At 63.6% G+C, this 15,463-nt stretch carries 15 protein-coding genes; 9 read left to right on the top strand and 6 right to left on the bottom strand.

The genetic code is table 11. From position 1 onward, the window contains the following. Positions 1-15 precede the first annotated feature (15 nt). Both AC07E3_RS05605 and AC07E3_RS05600 read right to left on the bottom strand, forming a co-directional pair. Complete coding sequence (locus tag AC07E3_RS05605; protein ID WP_478360564.1) at positions 16-1,662, bottom strand: heme biosynthesis HemY N-terminal domain-containing protein; 1,647 nt, start codon at positions 1,660-1,662, stop codon at positions 16-18. Positions 1,663-1,668: 6 nt separating this feature from the next. Then, positions 1,669-3,156, bottom strand: a complete 1,488-nt coding sequence (locus tag AC07E3_RS05600) for a COG4223 family protein (protein ID WP_478360563.1) — start codon at positions 3,154-3,156, stop codon at positions 1,669-1,671. Positions 3,157-3,445: 289 nt separating this feature from the next. On the opposite strand from AC07E3_RS05600, the gene AC07E3_RS05595 reads away from it, so the two are divergent. Continuing rightward, entirely contained in the window at positions 3,446-5,500 is a 2,055-nt protein-coding gene (locus tag AC07E3_RS05595; RefSeq protein WP_478360562.1) for a TonB-dependent siderophore receptor, read from the top strand. Here AC07E3_RS05595 and AC07E3_RS05590 read toward each other — a convergent pair. After that, positions 5,497-6,213 carry a uroporphyrinogen-III synthase gene (locus AC07E3_RS05590; RefSeq protein WP_478360561.1) on the bottom strand — a complete coding sequence of 239 codons (717 nt, stop codon included), beginning with the start codon at positions 6,211-6,213 and terminating at the stop codon, positions 5,497-5,499. The genes AC07E3_RS05595 and AC07E3_RS05590 overlap by 4 nt on opposite strands. A 1-nt stretch (position 6,214) precedes the next feature. Next, positions 6,215-7,144, bottom strand: a complete 930-nt coding sequence (gene hemC, locus AC07E3_RS05585; RefSeq protein WP_478360560.1) for a hydroxymethylbilane synthase — start codon at positions 7,142-7,144, stop codon at positions 6,215-6,217. 93 nt (positions 7,145-7,237) lie between these two features. Here hemC and tsaD point away from each other — a divergent pair, with 93 nt between their 5' ends. From tsaD to AC07E3_RS05545, 8 genes are all read left to right on the top strand, one after another. After that, positions 7,238-8,323: a tRNA (adenosine(37)-N6)-threonylcarbamoyltransferase complex transferase subunit TsaD gene (gene tsaD, locus AC07E3_RS05580; protein WP_478360559.1), complete on the top strand. Its 1,086-nt coding sequence runs from the start codon at positions 7,238-7,240 to the stop codon at positions 8,321-8,323. After that, complete coding sequence (locus AC07E3_RS05575; RefSeq protein WP_336070220.1) at positions 8,320-9,306, top strand: NAD(P)H-dependent glycerol-3-phosphate dehydrogenase; 987 nt, start codon at positions 8,320-8,322, stop codon at positions 9,304-9,306. The genes tsaD and AC07E3_RS05575 overlap by 4 nt, the downstream gene beginning before the upstream one ends. Positions 9,307-9,321: 15 nt before the next feature. Next, entirely contained in the window at positions 9,322-9,618 is a 297-nt protein-coding gene (locus AC07E3_RS05570; RefSeq protein ID WP_478360558.1) for a YciI-like protein, read from the top strand. Next, on the top strand, positions 9,618-10,043 hold the full coding sequence (locus AC07E3_RS05565; protein ID WP_478360557.1) for an EVE domain-containing protein: 426 nt from the start codon (positions 9,618-9,620) through the stop codon (positions 10,041-10,043). The genes AC07E3_RS05570 and AC07E3_RS05565 overlap by 1 nt, the downstream gene beginning before the upstream one ends. Continuing rightward, complete coding sequence (locus AC07E3_RS05560; RefSeq protein WP_478360556.1) at positions 9,998-10,711, top strand: class I SAM-dependent methyltransferase; 714 nt, start codon at positions 9,998-10,000, stop codon at positions 10,709-10,711. Before AC07E3_RS05565 ends, AC07E3_RS05560 begins: the two co-directional genes overlap by 46 nt. Positions 10,712-10,766: 55 nt before the next feature. Further along, a complete protein-coding gene (locus AC07E3_RS05555) occupies positions 10,767-11,174 on the top strand; it encodes a DUF1761 domain-containing protein (protein ID WP_336070212.1) in 408 nt (135 codons plus the stop codon). 78 nt (positions 11,175-11,252) lie between these two features. Then, entirely contained in the window at positions 11,253-11,525 is a 273-nt protein-coding gene (locus tag AC07E3_RS05550) for a helix-turn-helix domain-containing protein (protein ID WP_025031833.1), read from the top strand. Positions 11,526-11,652: 127 nt separating this feature from the next. Beyond that, the gene (locus tag AC07E3_RS05545; protein ID WP_478360555.1) at positions 11,653-13,341 is read left to right on the top strand and encodes a SulP family inorganic anion transporter; all 1,689 of its coding nucleotides are present in this window, start codon (positions 11,653-11,655) and stop codon (positions 13,339-13,341) included. 1 nt (position 13,342) lies between these two features. Here the strand turns inward: AC07E3_RS05545 and AC07E3_RS05540 are convergent, their stop codons facing one another. Together AC07E3_RS05540 and ftsY are read right to left on the bottom strand one after the other, a co-directional pair. Then, positions 13,343-13,990, bottom strand: coding sequence for a septation protein A (locus AC07E3_RS05540; protein WP_478360554.1), 648 nt, complete (start codon positions 13,988-13,990; stop codon positions 13,343-13,345). A 2-nt stretch (positions 13,991-13,992) separates the two neighbouring features. Further along, positions 13,993-15,463: signal recognition particle-docking protein FtsY (ftsY, locus tag AC07E3_RS05535; RefSeq protein WP_478360553.1), on the bottom strand; the 1,471-nt coding region annotated here is incomplete at its 5' end.

Here is a 15,463-nt window from a genome sequence, read left to right as displayed (position 1 = left end):
CGCCATGTCTCAGACTTAGAATAGGCGGAAGGGGCTCTGCGTCGAGCTCTCCTTGTCGTCGGGGTCTACGCCGGGATCATCGGGCAGTGGCGGTTTGGCGGGATCATCCTTCTTTGCGGACGCTGCCTTCTGCCCGTTGACTGGCGCCGTTTCCGCAGGCGGCTCGGGCTTTTCCGGCTTCGTCACCGCGTCCCCGGCGGCGTCGGTGTCACCCGGCTTCTCGTCTTTCGGCGCTTCGATCTTGACGGGCTCGGTCTCGATCACCACCGGTTCGGTTTCCGCCTCGGCCGGATCGGGCGCGTCTTCTCCACCCTTCGGTGCGGCGATGGCGGGAGCCGGCGAGAAGTCCTCCTCGCCTTCCACCACCTGTGCCAGCCGTTCCATCGGCATGCGCCACTCGAAGGCATCGAGCTTGCCGGTGACGGGCGAGATCGGCGCCCAGCGCTCGGCCACATAGCCATCGGCCACCCAGGCGGGATCGCGTGGCGCACGCAGCGCCTTTGCCAGCCACTGGCGCACGCGGCCCTGATCCCCGGTCTCGGCTTCCTCGATGTCGGCCATGAGCAGATAGACGCTTTCGCGCGGCCCGAGACGGGCGGCGGCCTCGCAGGATTCGCGTGCCAGCCTGTATTCGCCCGCATCAAGGGCGGCACGACCGACGACCAGCGCCGATTCCACATTGTTGCGCTTTAACGACTGAAGCTTTTTGGCGCGCGCCAACCTGTCCTGTGTGGAATCGCCGGGGCGCGCATGGATATACGCGTCGGCGATCTCGGGATGCGGTTCCTTTTTCCAGACGGTTTCAAGGACCTTGGACCCCTTGCGCAGCTCGTTCTGGCGGAAGAGCGCCCTGGCCGCCGTCACAGCCGCCGGCACGAAATCCGGTCGCAGCTTGTGCGCTTCCAGAGCCGTGGTGCGGGCAGCCTGCGGATCGGCGTCGAGCACGTCCATGGCCTTGGCCGTGAGCAGAACGGCACGACGGCTGGCGACGCTCTCGCGCGCATCCTTGCCGGTCGCCTTGCGGCTGTCGAGCAGCTTCAGCGCTCCGTCCCAGTCACCCTCGCCGGTCTTGCCCTCAAGTGCGGCATTCACCGCCCATTCGAGCTGCGGTGTATTCTCCACCGCACGCTCGGCATAGTGACGCGCGGCCTCGCGTTCACCCAGTCGCTCGGCTTCGAGGTAGAGCCCGCGCAGCCCCAGAAGGCGCATTTCGGGATCGTCGAGCATGGAGGTGAACTTGTCGCGCGCCGCCTGCCGGTCGCCATCGAGAAGCGCTGCCTGAGCATCGAGCAGGTGAATAAGCGGTTCCTGATCTGAAGAGATGAGCTTGGCCGCCTGCTGGCTCATGCGTCTTGCAAGGCCGCCATCGCCGGCGCCAGCGGCAATCATGCCGGTGGAGAGCGCCTGATAGCCGCGATCGCGGCGGCGCACGCGGAAATACCGGGCAACGGTGTAGGGGCTCGTCCAGATGCTGCGGATCAGCCACCAAAGGATCATCACCGCCGCGACGATGGCAACGATGGCAACCGCAGCCACCATGAGGGAAACCTCGTAGCGATAGCCCGCAAAGGTGACGACAAGATCGCCAGGGCGCTCGGCCAGCCAGGCAAAGCCCAGCCCCAGCAGGAAGACAACAACAAGGTAGAAAAGAATTCGGAACATCTGCGCTTATGCCCCCTTCAGCGCGTCGGCGAGCGCTCTGTTCAATATCTGGTCGGCGGCCTGACGGGCACGGAGCCTCTCGGCGAAATCGGCCGCAGCCTGTTTGCCAGCTTCCGGCAGCGTCTCGTATTCGGCAAGTGCCTTTTCATAATCGTTTGCGACAACCGCCGCTTCCATTCGAGCGGCAATCGCATCCGGCCCATCGCCTTCGACGCTGCCCACGGGCCGCACCACCACGAGCGAACGGGCGCTCGCCATCAGGCTGTCGATGATGCCACCCTCGCCTTCATCGGTCTGGCGCGTGACCGCGGCGACGATGCGGCTCGCCACTTCGGGCGCCTCGGCAGCAAGCGTGGCGCGGCTCGGCACGCCGCTTGCCGCATTCGCCTCAAGCGGCGCGAGCGCCTCGGCCTCGCCCTCCGGGGCAATCGTGGTGTAGGTCTCGAGTTCGCTCGCATAGGGTGTGCCACGCTCAACAGCCGATTTGAGCGTCGTCGCGGCGATGACAAGCGCCATGCGCGGCGTATCGCCCTCTTCGGCGACCTGCGCTTTCAATGCATCGAGTTCGCTTTTGAGCGTGGAAAGAACCGTTGCATTATCGGACGCTGACTGGCTGGCCGCGCGGGCCGCTTCGGATGCGCCCTGAATGCTCGTCTCCATGGCGGAAAGCCGCGAGGTCACGCCCTCCAGCGCCGCACCGGCATCACCATCAGAAGAAAGGCTCTGTGTCTGCTCTTCAAGCGCCGCGAGCCTCTGGGAGAGCGCTTCGAGCCCCGGACCTTCGCCGGCTTCGCCTGACGAGATCGTTTCACGCAGCGCCGTGATCTCGTTGCCCAGTTCGGCCAGGCGCTGCTCGGTCGCGCCGGCGCGCTCCCGGGCCTCGCTCAATGCGGTTTCAAGCGCTTCGCCATCGCCGCCGGCGGCAGGCTGTTCGTTCAACCTGCTCTCAAGCGCGCTCACCTGTTGGCGCAATGCCTCGACCCCAGGGTCGACCGCATCGCTCCCTCTCTCCGGAGCTGGCAGGATACCCGCCCACTGCAGGCCGCCGGCAAGAGCAAGCGCCACGACACCACCGACAACACCGCCGGCAAGCGCCCGACCGGCCCCGCCGCCGTTTTTGGCCGGCGCACGGGCGGAGGCCTCAGACTTCTCGGATTTCGTGGCAGAATCGTCGTTACGCGCACCGGCATCGCCCGTCTTTGCGTCACGCCCGAAGCCGGCCTCCTTCGACGCAGGTTTAGCCCTGGACCCGGTTGTGGCCGTCTCGCCTTTGGACGCGTCCGAACCGGTGGACTTTGCAGCCGCTTCAGCCTTCGCCGTCTCCGGTTTCGCTTCAGCAGGTTTTTGCGCTTCCGGCCTGGCCGTCTGTCTGCCTGTCTCGCCGGATGCGTCAGGCCTGTCTACCGCCTCCCGCTTCACCTGATCGGGATCCAGATCGATCGTCACCGGCTCCTTCTGGGATTTGGAATGACGCGTTCTCGGCGTTTTGACCATCGGGCAACTCCACTGCAAAAGGCGGTTCCTGCACTATGTGCAGTGCATATAAGTTCCTATCACACCCGGATGTGGTGAAAACAGGGGCAGCGACAAAAGAGAGCGCGTCTTTAAAGCACCCCACACAGCCTCTTCAATAAAAAGTTGTGCTGCCCGCGCAACACACGCCGAAAAGTGAAGATCTATAACTTGATAAATATAATCATATTAAATAGTGACGTGCGGGACTGCCGATCCCAGCAGCGGCCAGGCGCAGTCATTTTGCGAACAGCCGGCTGGAGATTCAACAATGGCATTACGATTCTGGATTACTTTGGCTGGGGCTGCGCTCACCAGCCAGTTGGCCAGCGCACAGGAAACGACCCATCTGGATCGACTGGTCGTTGAGGGAGATGCGCTGGGCACGGGCGGACAGAGAGGGCCGACCATCGCTCAGGACAGCACGACCGCGACGAAAAGCGATACGCCGATCCTTGAGACACCACGATCGGTCTCGGTCGTCACCGAGCAGTTGATGGCCGATCAGGGCGTCCAGAATGTTCAGGACGCCCTCACCTATAGCGCCGGCGTGTATGGCGCAGCGTTCGGCTTCGACACCCGTGGTGATTGGGCGCGCATTCGCGGTCTGGAGCCGGAAGATTACCGCGACGGGCTGAAGCGCCAGTTTGGCAGCTACAACAACACCCGTCCTCATCCTTTCATGCTCGAACGCGTCGAGGTTCTGAAAGGTCCGGCGTCGGTTCTCTACGGCCAGGGTTCGCCCGGCGGCATCGTCAACCTTGTCAGCAAGTTACCGAAGGAGGAGACCCGGCGTGAGATTTTCGCTTCCTACGGCAGTCACAATCGCAAGGAAGTCGGCATAGACTTAACGGGCAGGATCGATGAGAACGCCACTCTCCTCTATCGCATGGTCGGTGTCTGGCGAGACAGCAACACCCAGGTCGATTTCGTTCCCGACGATGTCTATGCGTTCGCCCCCTCGATCACACGGCAGCCGACCGAAGACACCAGCCTGACGCTGCTTGCCAATCTGCAGCGCAACAAATCCGCACCCACGAACCAGTTTTTCCCTTGGCAGGGAACCCTGCTTCCGGCCCCCAATGGCCCCATCCCCACGAACCGCTTTGTGGGAGAACCGGGCTGGGACCGGTACGACACGAAACAGGCGGCGATCACCGCGATCTTCGATCACCGCTTCAACGAAACCTGGAGTGTCAGCGCCCGCATGCGCTACAGCGACAGCGAGGCGCAGTATGACAGCATCTACGCTGCCTTTCCGCCCGTCATCAATCCAGACGGGCGTACGCTGAACCGTGTCGCCTATGCGAGTGACGCCAGCGCGCAGGTCTTCACGGCCGACACACATGCGAAGGCCGAGTTCGACACCGGCGCGTTCGCTCACCGTCTCACCCTCGGCCTCGACTACCAGAGGGCCACCACCGAGAACGACTATTTCTATGGGACTGGTGGACAGATCGACCTGTACGACCCTGTTTATGGAAACCTGCCTTCCGGTCTCGCCTATTTCGATTTCGATCCGGCCACAACACGCCAGACCGGTATCTACCTCAGCGATCAGATCAGGTTCGGAAACGGGTGGATCGCCTCGGCGAGCCTGCGCTACGATTCCGTGCGCGATGCCGCCGGCAACAGTGACGGTGAACTCTCGAAGGACTTCGGCCTTGTCTATGAATTCGACAACGGTCTGGCCCCCTATGTCAGCTACAGCGAATCCTTCAAGCCGGTCACCGGCACAAACTTCTACGGCGAGGCGTACAAGCCGCTGCGCGGACGCCAGTTCGAGGTCGGCCTGAAATATCAGCCACCCGGCACCCCGTCCCTGTTCACCGCGTCCGTCTTCCAGATCAATCAGGAAAACATGCTCGTTTCGGATCCCGCCAACCCGCTGAACAGGGTTCAGCTCGGCGAAGCGCGCATTCGCGGCCTGGAACTCGAAGCACGCACCAGGTGGCGTGATTTCGAACTGCTCGCCAACTACACCTATCTCGACACCCGCAGTGAAACCGGCCACAGACTGAGCGCGGTGCCCGACCACATGGCCTCGGCATGGGCAAGCTACCGGCCAATGGGAGAGTGGGAAGGCTTCAAGGCGGGCCTTGGTCTCCGCTACATCGGCAAGACCTGGGATGGCGCAGACGGCCTGAGCACCGACCCGTTTTTGCTGGCAGACGCCATGATCGGGTATGAAACCGAAGACTGGGATGTGACGCTGGCCGCGCGCAACCTGTTCGACAAGACCTATGTGTCGAGTTGCCTTGCACGAGGCGACTGCTTCTATGGAGACCGGCGTACGGTCAACCTGACAGTCGCCAGAAAATTCTAACCCCTGACAACCGGCAGCAGGGCCAGGAGCCTGTCTTCCGACGGGAAATCGGCGACAGCCACCTCCAGCCCTGCTTCCACCCTCAAAGCCTCGGCGATCCGCGAAGAAAGGCCGTAGAAGCACGCACCGTGAAAGCGATGCTGAAGAACAGGACGTTCCAGGAGACTGGAAAGCCGTGCTGCACCATTGGCCGAATAGACAAGCACATGATCGACAGGACGATCGCCAAGACGCGCCTGCACTTCATCGTCGGTCGGCGTCAACGGCAGAGTGTCGTAGATCTCGATAAGGCGTGGCCTGTGTCCGGCCTCAAGAAGCCGCGTTTCGAGCACGTCACGGCGCACCCGCCCACAAAGCACCGTCACATGGCTGGGGACTTTGAAAGCGGCATCCATGCGCGCCGCCAGCCGCCCAGCATCGCCCGCCTCGTCATCGACCACATTGAGCCCGGCAGCACGCGCTGCGTCACCCGTGCGGCGACCCACGGCAAAGACGGGTTTACCTCTCAAAGCGTCGAAGATGGATTGCGGTGCATGGCGGATGGCGTTGGGGCTGGTGACAGCCACAGCATCCACACTCCCGGTGGAAATGGTGGGGTGAAGCGGCACGGTTTCCGTGAGCGGCAGGACGAGTGGCTCGAACCCCATCTCAACGAGCCTGGCTGCCGTTTCCGAAGCGCCCGGCTCCGGGCGCGTGACCAGCACCCGCCGCATCTTACTGCCAGCTATCGAAGAACCGCGTGCCAGCCTTCTCGCGGATCTCCGCCCCCGCGTCCGCCCCAAGGCGCACGGCATCCGCTGCCAGGCCTTCAGTTGCGATCTCATGGGTCTCACGGCCATCGGGCGTGAGGATCAGGCCCGAAAAGCGCAGCCTGTCGCCCTCTATGCGGGCAAGGCCCGCGATGGGCGTGCGACACGATCCATCGAGCGCACCGAGAAAAGCGCGTTCGCAAAGCAGCGCGTCACCCGTTTCGGCATGATGGATCGCGGCGATCATCGGCCCGATGCGCGTATCACCGATGCGGCTTTCGATGCAGATCGCGCCCTGGCCCAGCGCCGGCGGAAAACGTTCGGGGTCCATCACCTCGGTCGCTATATGCGGCATGCCGAGCCGGTTGAGCCCGGCAAGCGCCAGAAGCGTGCCCTCGGCAACGCCTTCCTCCAGCTTGCGCAGACGCGTCTGCACATTGCCGCGGAACATGCCAACGTCGAGATCGGGGCGAAGACGAAGAACCAGCGCCTGACGGCGCAGCGACGAGGTGCCGAGCTTTGCGCCCCGCGGCAGATCCTCGAGCTTTGCAATGGAGCGGCCGATGAAAACGTCGCGGACATCCTCGCGCTCCAGAAAGGCAGAGATTTCCAGACCATCAGGCAGAACCGTGGGCATGTCCTTCGAGGAATGCACGGCCAGATCGATGCGGCCATCGAGCATGGCTTCCTCGATTTCCTTGGTGAAAAGCCCTTTGCCGCCGGCCTGCGAGAGCGGGCGATCCTGAATGCGGTCGCCGGAGGTGGAGATGACGACGATCTCGAACGCCTCTTCTGGCAGGCCATGCGCCGCCATGAGGCGCGCACGCACCTCTGCCGCCTGAGCGACTGCGAGCGCGCTTCCGCGCGTGCCGATCTTCACCACATCAGTTTGCATGCCGTCACGTCCGTGCTAACCCGCATCCGAACCGGATGCACCACACCCCTAACGGGGATTGGCTGCGACGGCAACATGAGCGGGTAAGTCTGAATGACGCGCATCCTTGGCATCGAGACGAGTTGCGACGAGACGGCAGCGGCCGTGATCGAAAAATCGGGCAACGACACCAAAATCCTGTCCAATGTGGTTCTGAGCCAGATTGCCGACCATGCCGCCTTTGGCGGCGTGGTGCCGGAGATCGCCGCGCGCGCCCATGTGGAAGCGCTCGACGGTGTGGTGAAAGCCGCACTCGATGAAGCCGGCCTCTCGCTTGACGAGATCGACGCCATCGCCGCGACGGCCGGACCCGGCCTTATCGGCGGGCTGATCGTCGGCCTGACCACCGCGAAGGCGATCGCGGCGGCGAGCGGCAAGAAGCTTGTTCCGGTCAATCATCTGGAAGGCCATGCGCTGACCGCCCGGCTGACCGACGGAATCGAATTTCCCTATCTGCTTCTGCTCGTCTCAGGCGGGCACACGCAGATCGTGTATGTGGAGGGCGTCGGGCGCTATCAGCGCTGGGCCTCCACCATAGACGATGCGCTGGGCGAGGCATTCGACAAGACAGCCAAGCTCCTCGGCCTGCCCTACCCCGGTGGCCCGAGCGTGGAAAAGGCGGCAGCGGATGGCGACCCGGAACGTTTCGCCTTTCCGCGTCCGCTCAAGGGCGAAGCGAGGCCTGATTTCTCCTTCTCCGGTCTCAAGACAGCGGTGAGGCGGGAAGCCACCGCGCTTGCACCGCTCAGCGAACGAGACATTGCCGACATCTGCGCCTCGTTTCAGCAGGCCGTGACCGAGACGCTGGCCGACCGGGTGGCGCGAAGTCTTGCACGCTTCCGCGAGACGCACCCCGATCTCGAAACTCCGGTCCTTGTGGTGGCAGGCGGGGTTGCGGCCAATCAGGCGATCCGCACGGCACTCAATACACGGTGCGGGAATGCCGGCTTCCAGCTCATCGCCCCGCCCCTGCGCCTGTGCGGTGACAATGCCGCGATGATCGCCTGGGCCGGTCTGGAACGGTTGGAAGCAGGCCTTGAAGAAGAGGAGACCCTCGGTTTCGCTCCGCGCCCACGCTGGCCGCTTGATCAGGCATCGGCCCCACTCTTCGGCGCGGGCAAACGGGGAGCCAAGGCATGAGAAAACCATGGATCATCGCCGTTCTGGGTGCGGGTGCGTGGGGAACGGCGCTGGGCGCGACCATGCTCACAGGCGGGCACCGCGCCAGACTGTGGGCGCGCGACGAAGCGCTGGCACAGGCGATCAATGCCGATCACATCAACGAACGCTATCTGCCCGGCTTGATGCTTGATCAGCAGCTTGTTGCAACGAGCAGCATGGAGGATGCACTCAAGAATGCCGACTGCATTCTTGCCGTGACGCCTGCACAGACCCTGCGGGTGGTTCTTGCCGATGCCGGCCCGCATGTGCCGAAGGGCATCCCCATCGTGCTATGCGCCAAGGGCATCGAACGCGAGACGGGCAGGCTCATGTCCGAAATCGCCTCCGAGATCCTGCCGGAAAACCCGGTCGCCGCCCTTTCCGGGCCGAGCTTTGCCAGCGATCTGGCGCGCGGTCTGCCGACCGCCGTGACGGTGGCGGCAAAAAATACCGATCTGGCGGTGACACTGGCAGAACAGCTCTCCGCGCCGCGCCTGCGCTGCTATTCGACCGACGATCTGACCGGCGTGGAGATCGGCGGTGCGCTGAAGAACGTTCTGGCCATCGCCGCCGGCGCCACACACGGAGCCGGGCTCGGCGCCAGCGCATCGGCAGCGCTCATCACGCGTGGTTTCGTGGAGCTGCGGCGCATCGGCGAGGCCTTCGGAGCGCGGCCCGACACGCTGATGGGGCTTTCCGGTCTCGGTGACCTGATCCTGACCTGCGGCTCGGAGCAATCGCGCAATTTTGCCTATGGAGCAGCGCTCGGTCGCGGCGAGAGCCTTGAAGGCCGGCCGCTTGCCGAAGGCGCACATACGGCGGGCATCGCCGCGCGCATCGTGCGCGAACGCGGCCTCGAAGCACCGATTATCGAAAGCGTGACAGAGCTTCTCAAAGGCAGGCTGACTGTGCAGGCTGCCATGGAAGCTCTGCTTTCACGTCCGCTAAAAAGCGAAACCTGACAAAAGGGGAAACGCATGATCTTCGCCATCATCTGCCGGGACAAACCTGGCCATCTGGAAACGCGCATGAGCACACGGCCCGAACATGTAAGCTATCTCAACGGGCTCAACGAAAACGGCGCGCTGAAATTCGCAGGGCCATTCCTTGACGATGAAGGCAAGCCCTGCGGCAGCCTTGTTGCAGTGGAGGCCGAGGACCAGGCAGCAGCGAAACTGATCGCTGCAGCGGACCCCTATGCTCTTGCGGGCCTGTTCGAATCCGTTGAAATACGGGCCTGGAACTGGGTCTTCAACAATCCGGAGAATGCGTGATGGCCTATTGGCTGTTCAAATCCGAGCCTTCCACCTGGTCGTGGGAAATGCAGAAGAAAAAAGGCGCAGAAGGCGAGCAGTGGGACGGCGTGCGCAACTATCAGGCACGCAACAACATGCGCGAGATGAAGCTCGGCGATCTCGGCTTCTTCTATCACTCGGTCAAGGAAACTTCCGTGGTTGGCATCGTGGAAGTGTGCGCGCTGGCGCATCCCGACACCACGACGGATGACCCGCGCTGGGAATGCGTGGACATTCGCGCCGTCAAGGACATCCCTCACCCGGTCACGCTGGCCGAGATCAAGGCCAATCCGAATCTTTCGGAGATGATCCTGGTCAACAATTCCAGGCTTTCCGTGCAGCCTGTGCGGCCGGACGAATGGGCCGAAATCTGCCGCATGGGCGGCCTCGACAAGGCACCCTGAGCCTTTTCCCCGTGCGGCGCATCACCTCGGACAATGCGGCGGCGTTCATCCGCGCCAACACGGCGCTGATACGCCCGCCGCATGTGCCGGAAATCGCGCTCCATCTGGCCGATGAGGCGCATGATCTGTGGCAACGCACGGAGGAGGAGCTTGCAGAGATCGGCCTGCCGCCCCCTTTCTGGGCCTTCGCATGGGCGGGTGGTCAGGGGCTTTCGCGCTACATTCTCGATCACCCCGAAACCGTGCGCGGGAAAACCGTGCTCGACTTCGCCACGGGGTCCGGGCTTGTCGCCATCGCCGCCGTGAAGGCTGGCGCGAAAGGCGTTCTGGCAGCGGACATAGACCCGTTCAGCGCACCGGCCTGTGCGCTGAACATGGCGGCAAACGATGTGACGTTTGAAACCACGCAGAACGACCTCACCGGCACTACGGGCGAGTGGGATGTGGTGCTTGCCGGCGACGTGTTCTACGACCGTGCGATGACCGACACGCTGGTGCCATGGCTCGACCGCCTGTCAGAAGCAGGCTCGACGGTCATTGTCGGCGACCCCGGCCGCAGCTACCTGCCGCGCACACGCCTCACCGAACTGGCGAGCTATATCGTACCCGTGACCCGCGCACTGGAAGACGCGGAGGTGAAGCGCACAACGGTCTGGCAATTCGCTTGACCGCATACCGGGGTGCGGGTTCAATCCACCATCCAGCACACCCGAGGAGGATAAGATGGATTTCGCCGGTCTCAACTATCTCGCCATCCTCGCCGCCGCGGTGGCGGCATTCATCTTCGGCTCCGTCTATTATGGCACGCTCGGAAAACCATGGATGAAGGCCGCACGCATCAAGCCGGAAGAAGCGAAGATGGAGCCATCGCTCTTTATCACCTCCTTCGCCGCCGAACTGATCATGGCATGGGTGCTGGCCGGCGTGATCGGCCATCTGGGCGCCGGGCAGGTGACCTTGTGGAACGGCGTTGTCTCCGGTGCTTTCATCTGGCTCGGCTTCATGGCCACGACCGTGGCTGTCAACCAGCGCTATGAAGGCTTTGGCTGGGACCTGACGCTGATCGACGCCGGCCACTGGCTGGGTGTCGCACTCATCATGGGCGGGGTCATCGGCTTCTTCGGCGTTTGATCCTTCTAAAACCATCAATATTGATGTCCTAGACATCAACACTAAAAGACTTTATATACACTCAAAGACGGAGCGCCAATGATAACCGCAGCACAGATGCGCGCCGCCCGAGCCCTGTTGGGCATCGACCAGAAGCAGCTGGCCGAGCTTTCGGGCGTTTCCCTGCCGACCATCCAGAGGATGGAGGCAAGCGAAGGCAATGTGCGTGGTGTGGTCGACACGCTTTCCAAGGTGGTCGAGGCGCTGGGGGCAGCCGGCATCGAGCTGATCGGTGACCATGCACCCAGCCACGGCACCGGACGTGGTGTACGCTTCAGAGAGCCAACCCCGGCAAAGGCGAAAACCGTCTGAGACAACGCAGTTCCAGCAAAAGTGGAAACCGGTTTTGCGTCCGGAACTGCGGGAACGATGAGAACGCAACGGCGACCGCCTGCAAGACGCCGACGGCCTACCGATGCCGATGGTATGAGGCTTTCCCATGCAGGCGAGCGCCACGCGCCCCGGTTTCACTGCTCTTTTCACCCCCAAACTGCTGACCGTGCTGCGCGAGGGCTATGGCCCTGCCGCGCTCAAGGCCGACATCGTTGCCGGCCTCACCGTCGCGATCATCGCGCTGCCGCTGTCGATGGCCATCGCCATCGCTTCCGGCGTGCCGCCGGAGCGCGGGCTTTACACCGCCATTGTGGGCGGGTTTCTGGTTTCAGCGCTTGGCGGCAGCCGTTTCCAGATCGGTGGCCCGGCGGGCGCGTTCATCGTGCTCGTTTTCGCCACGGTGCAGGTGCACGGCATTGACGGGCTGATCCTCGCCACCTTCCTCTCCGGGTTCATTCTGCTTGCCATTGGTCTCCTGAGGCTCGGCACCTTCATTAAATATGTGCCCTACCCGGTCACGGTGGGCTTCACCTCGGGCATCGCCGTCATCATCCTGACGAGCCAGCTCAAGGATTTCTTCGGCCTGGCGCTGACGGGCGCGGAGCCCGGGCCTTTCATTCCCAAACTGCAGGCGCTGGCGGAAGCCGCGCCGACGGTGAACGCCGCAGCACTTCTGCTGGCGCTTGGCTCGGTGGCGGTGATCGTCGGGCTGCGCCGCTGGCGGCCGCACTGGCCGGGCTTTCTGATCGCCGTGGTGGCGGCCACGCTTGTCGCATGGGCGCTGGGTCTGCCGGTGGAAACCATCGGCTCGCGGTTCGGCGGCATTCCGCAGATGCTGCCTGCTCCGCATTTGCCGGACCTGAGCACCGAAAAGATCATGGCGGTTCTGCCCGCCGCTTTCTCGTTTGCGCTTCTGGGCGGCATTGAGAGCCTGCTTTCGGCGGTGGTGGCCGATTCCATGACCGGCCGCCGGCACCGCTCCAACAGCGAGCTCGTGGCGCAGGGCGCAGCCAATATCGGTTCGGCGCTGTTTGGCGGTTTCTGTGTGACGGGCACCATTGCGCGCACGGCAGCCAATGTGCGGGCTGGCGCACGCGGCCCTGTTTCGGGCATGCTGCATTCGCTGTTTCTTCTGGCGTTCATGCTGGTGGCCGCGCCGCTGGCGCGCTTCATCCCGCTTTCAGCCCTTGCCGCCATTCTGGCAGTGGTGGCGTGGAACATGGCGGAGAAGCATCAGTTCGCCGCGCTGCTACGCTCCTCGTGGGGCGATGCGTTCGTGCTTCTGGTGACGTTCCTGCTGGTGGTGTTCCGCGACCTGACGGAGGGGATTCTGGTCGGCTTCGGCCTCGGCGCGCTGCTCTTTCTGCACCGCATGTCGGAAGCGGTGCGCGTGGAGCATGGCGTTTCATCGCTGACCGACCAGCCAGACAGTGGCGAAGGCCCCTATTCGGCGGCGAACGCGACGGATGACGATGTGGTTGTCTATCGCATTGCCGGCGCGTTCTTCTTCGGCGCAGCGGCTGCGGTGGGAGCGGCGCTCGACCGGATCGGCAGTCAGCCGAAAGCCTATGTCATCGACATCGGCTCGGTGAGTTTTCTCGATTCCACAGCGGCTGCAACCATTGAAGGTTTCGTGCGCAAGGCGCGCCAGCAGGGAACGAATGTCTATCTCGTGGGGGCGAGCCAGCCGGTGCGCAAATTGCTGCGCACCCATGGGATGCGGCCACCCGCACTCCGGTTCTACAGCCGGCTGGACGACGCCATCGCCGCCGCAAGGCGGGATGCGTCCGGATAGCTTACTTCGTGGGCTCTTCCAGCGAGTGTTTCATGATCAGCGGCATCTGGCTCATCGTGAAGAGGATGGTGATCGGCATGATGCCCCACACCTTGAAGGCGACCCAGGTGTCGGTGGAGAACATCCGCCACACCACCTCGTTGACCACCGCCAGAAAGATGAAAAACAGGCCCCAGCGCAGGGTGAGCTTGCGCCAGCCTTCCGCATCCAGCTTGAAGGCGGAATCGAACACATAGCCAAGCAGCGACTTGCCGAAGGCGAGACCGCCCAGAAGCACCGCGCCGAACAGCGTGTTGACGATGGTCGGCTTCATCTTGATGAAGATTTCGCTGTGCAGATAGAGTGTCAGCGCGCCGAACACGAACACCACCACGCCTGAAACGAGCGGCATTATGGGCAGGGTGCGCGTAAGGATCCACGAAACGGTGAGCGCAATGGCCGTGGCAGCCATGAAGAGCGCAGTCGCCACGAAAAGCGGCCCGCCCAGCTCCCCAAGAGCGGGAAAGCGCCCGGCCAGCCATTCGCCGCGCGAATTGGCGAAGAAGAACACCATGAGCGGCCCCAGCTCCAGCGCCAGCTTGAGGATCGGGTTGATCTCCTTGCGCCTGGGATCGGCGGGATCGCGTTCAAAGATGTGTTTCTCGCTCACGCTTACTGCACTCCTGCAATCGCTTTGGCGAAATCACTCGCCGAGAAGGGTTCGAGATCGTCGACCTGCTCGCCGACGCCGATGAAATAGACCGGCAGCTTGTGCTTGGCGGCGATGGAAACAAGGATACCGCCGCGCGCCGTGCCGTCGAGCTTGGTCATGACCAGGCCGTTCACGCCCGCAACATTGCGGAAGATTTCGACCTGATTAAGGGCGTTCTGCCCGGTGGTCGCGTCGACCGTCTGGAGGACAGTGTGCGGCGCATCGGGATCATGCTTGCCGAGCACCCGCACGATCTTCTCAAGCTCGGCCATCAGCTCGGCCTTGTTCTGCAACCGGCCGGCGGTGTCGATGATCAGCACGTCGGAGCCGGCTTCCTTCGCCTTTTCATAGGCATCATAGGCAAGGCCCGCCGCATCCGCGCCAAGTTTTGAGGAAACGACCGGCGAGCCGGTGCGCTCGCCCCAGATCTTGAGCTGTTCGATGGCAGCGGCGCGGAACGTGTCGCCAGCGCCCAGCGTGACCTTAAGCCCGCCCTCGGTGAGCTTTGCGGCGAGTTTGCCGATGGTGGTCGTCTTGCCGGTGCCGTTGACGCCGACCACGAGGATGACATGCGGCTTGTGCGACAGGTCGAGTTCGAGCGGCATGGCGACCGGCGCCAGCACCTTCTCGATTTCCTCGGCCATAACGGCCTGCACTTCCTCGCCCGACACATCCTTGCCGTAGCGGCCCGACGCCAGCGCATCGGTGACGCGCATCGCGGTCTCAAGACCGAGATCGGCGCGCAGCAGAACGTCTTCCAGGTCCTGAAGCGTGTCGTCGTCCAGCTTGCGCTTGGTGAACACGCCGGCGATGGAATCGCGCAGTTCGCGCGATGAGCGCGACAGCCCCTCGCGCAGACGCTGGAACCATGGCTTGCGCGGCTGCGGTGCTTCTGCCTCTGGAGCCTTCTCTTCCACGCGCTCGACTGCTTTGGAGACGGCGATCTTGCCTGTGGCAGCGGCTGGCGCGGATTCGGCGACGGGCGTAATATCGTCAGCGGCGCGCTGCCCCTCATCCTCACCTTCTCCCCGTTCACGGGGAGAAGGGGTCACGGGCATCGCGTCCGGTTCTTCGGCCTTCGGCTCCGGGGCTTCGTCGGCAACGGTCTCTTCCGCAACCTCAATGACAGGCTCCGCTTCCTTCTCCCCGCCAGCGGGGAGAAGGTGGTCCGAAGGATCGGATGAGGGGCGGGCGTCGTCGCTCGAGGGTGTCGGCGCGGCTTCGACGGCGGGCGTGATCTCGTCAGCGTCGCGCTGCCCCTCATCCTCACCTTCTCCCCGCTTGCGGGGAGAAGGGGTCGCGGGCGCTGCGTCCGGTTCTTCGACCTCTGGCTCTGGCTCTGGCTCTGGCTCTGGCTCTGGCTCTGGCTCTGGCTCTGGCTCTGGCTCTGGCTCTGGCTCTGGCTCTGGCTCTGGCTCTGGCTCTGGCTCT

The organism is Nitratireductor lacus, assembly GCF_056431025.1.
The sequence above is the reverse complement of the archived record's forward strand: the minus strand, read 5'-3'. Positions and strand labels throughout refer to the sequence as shown.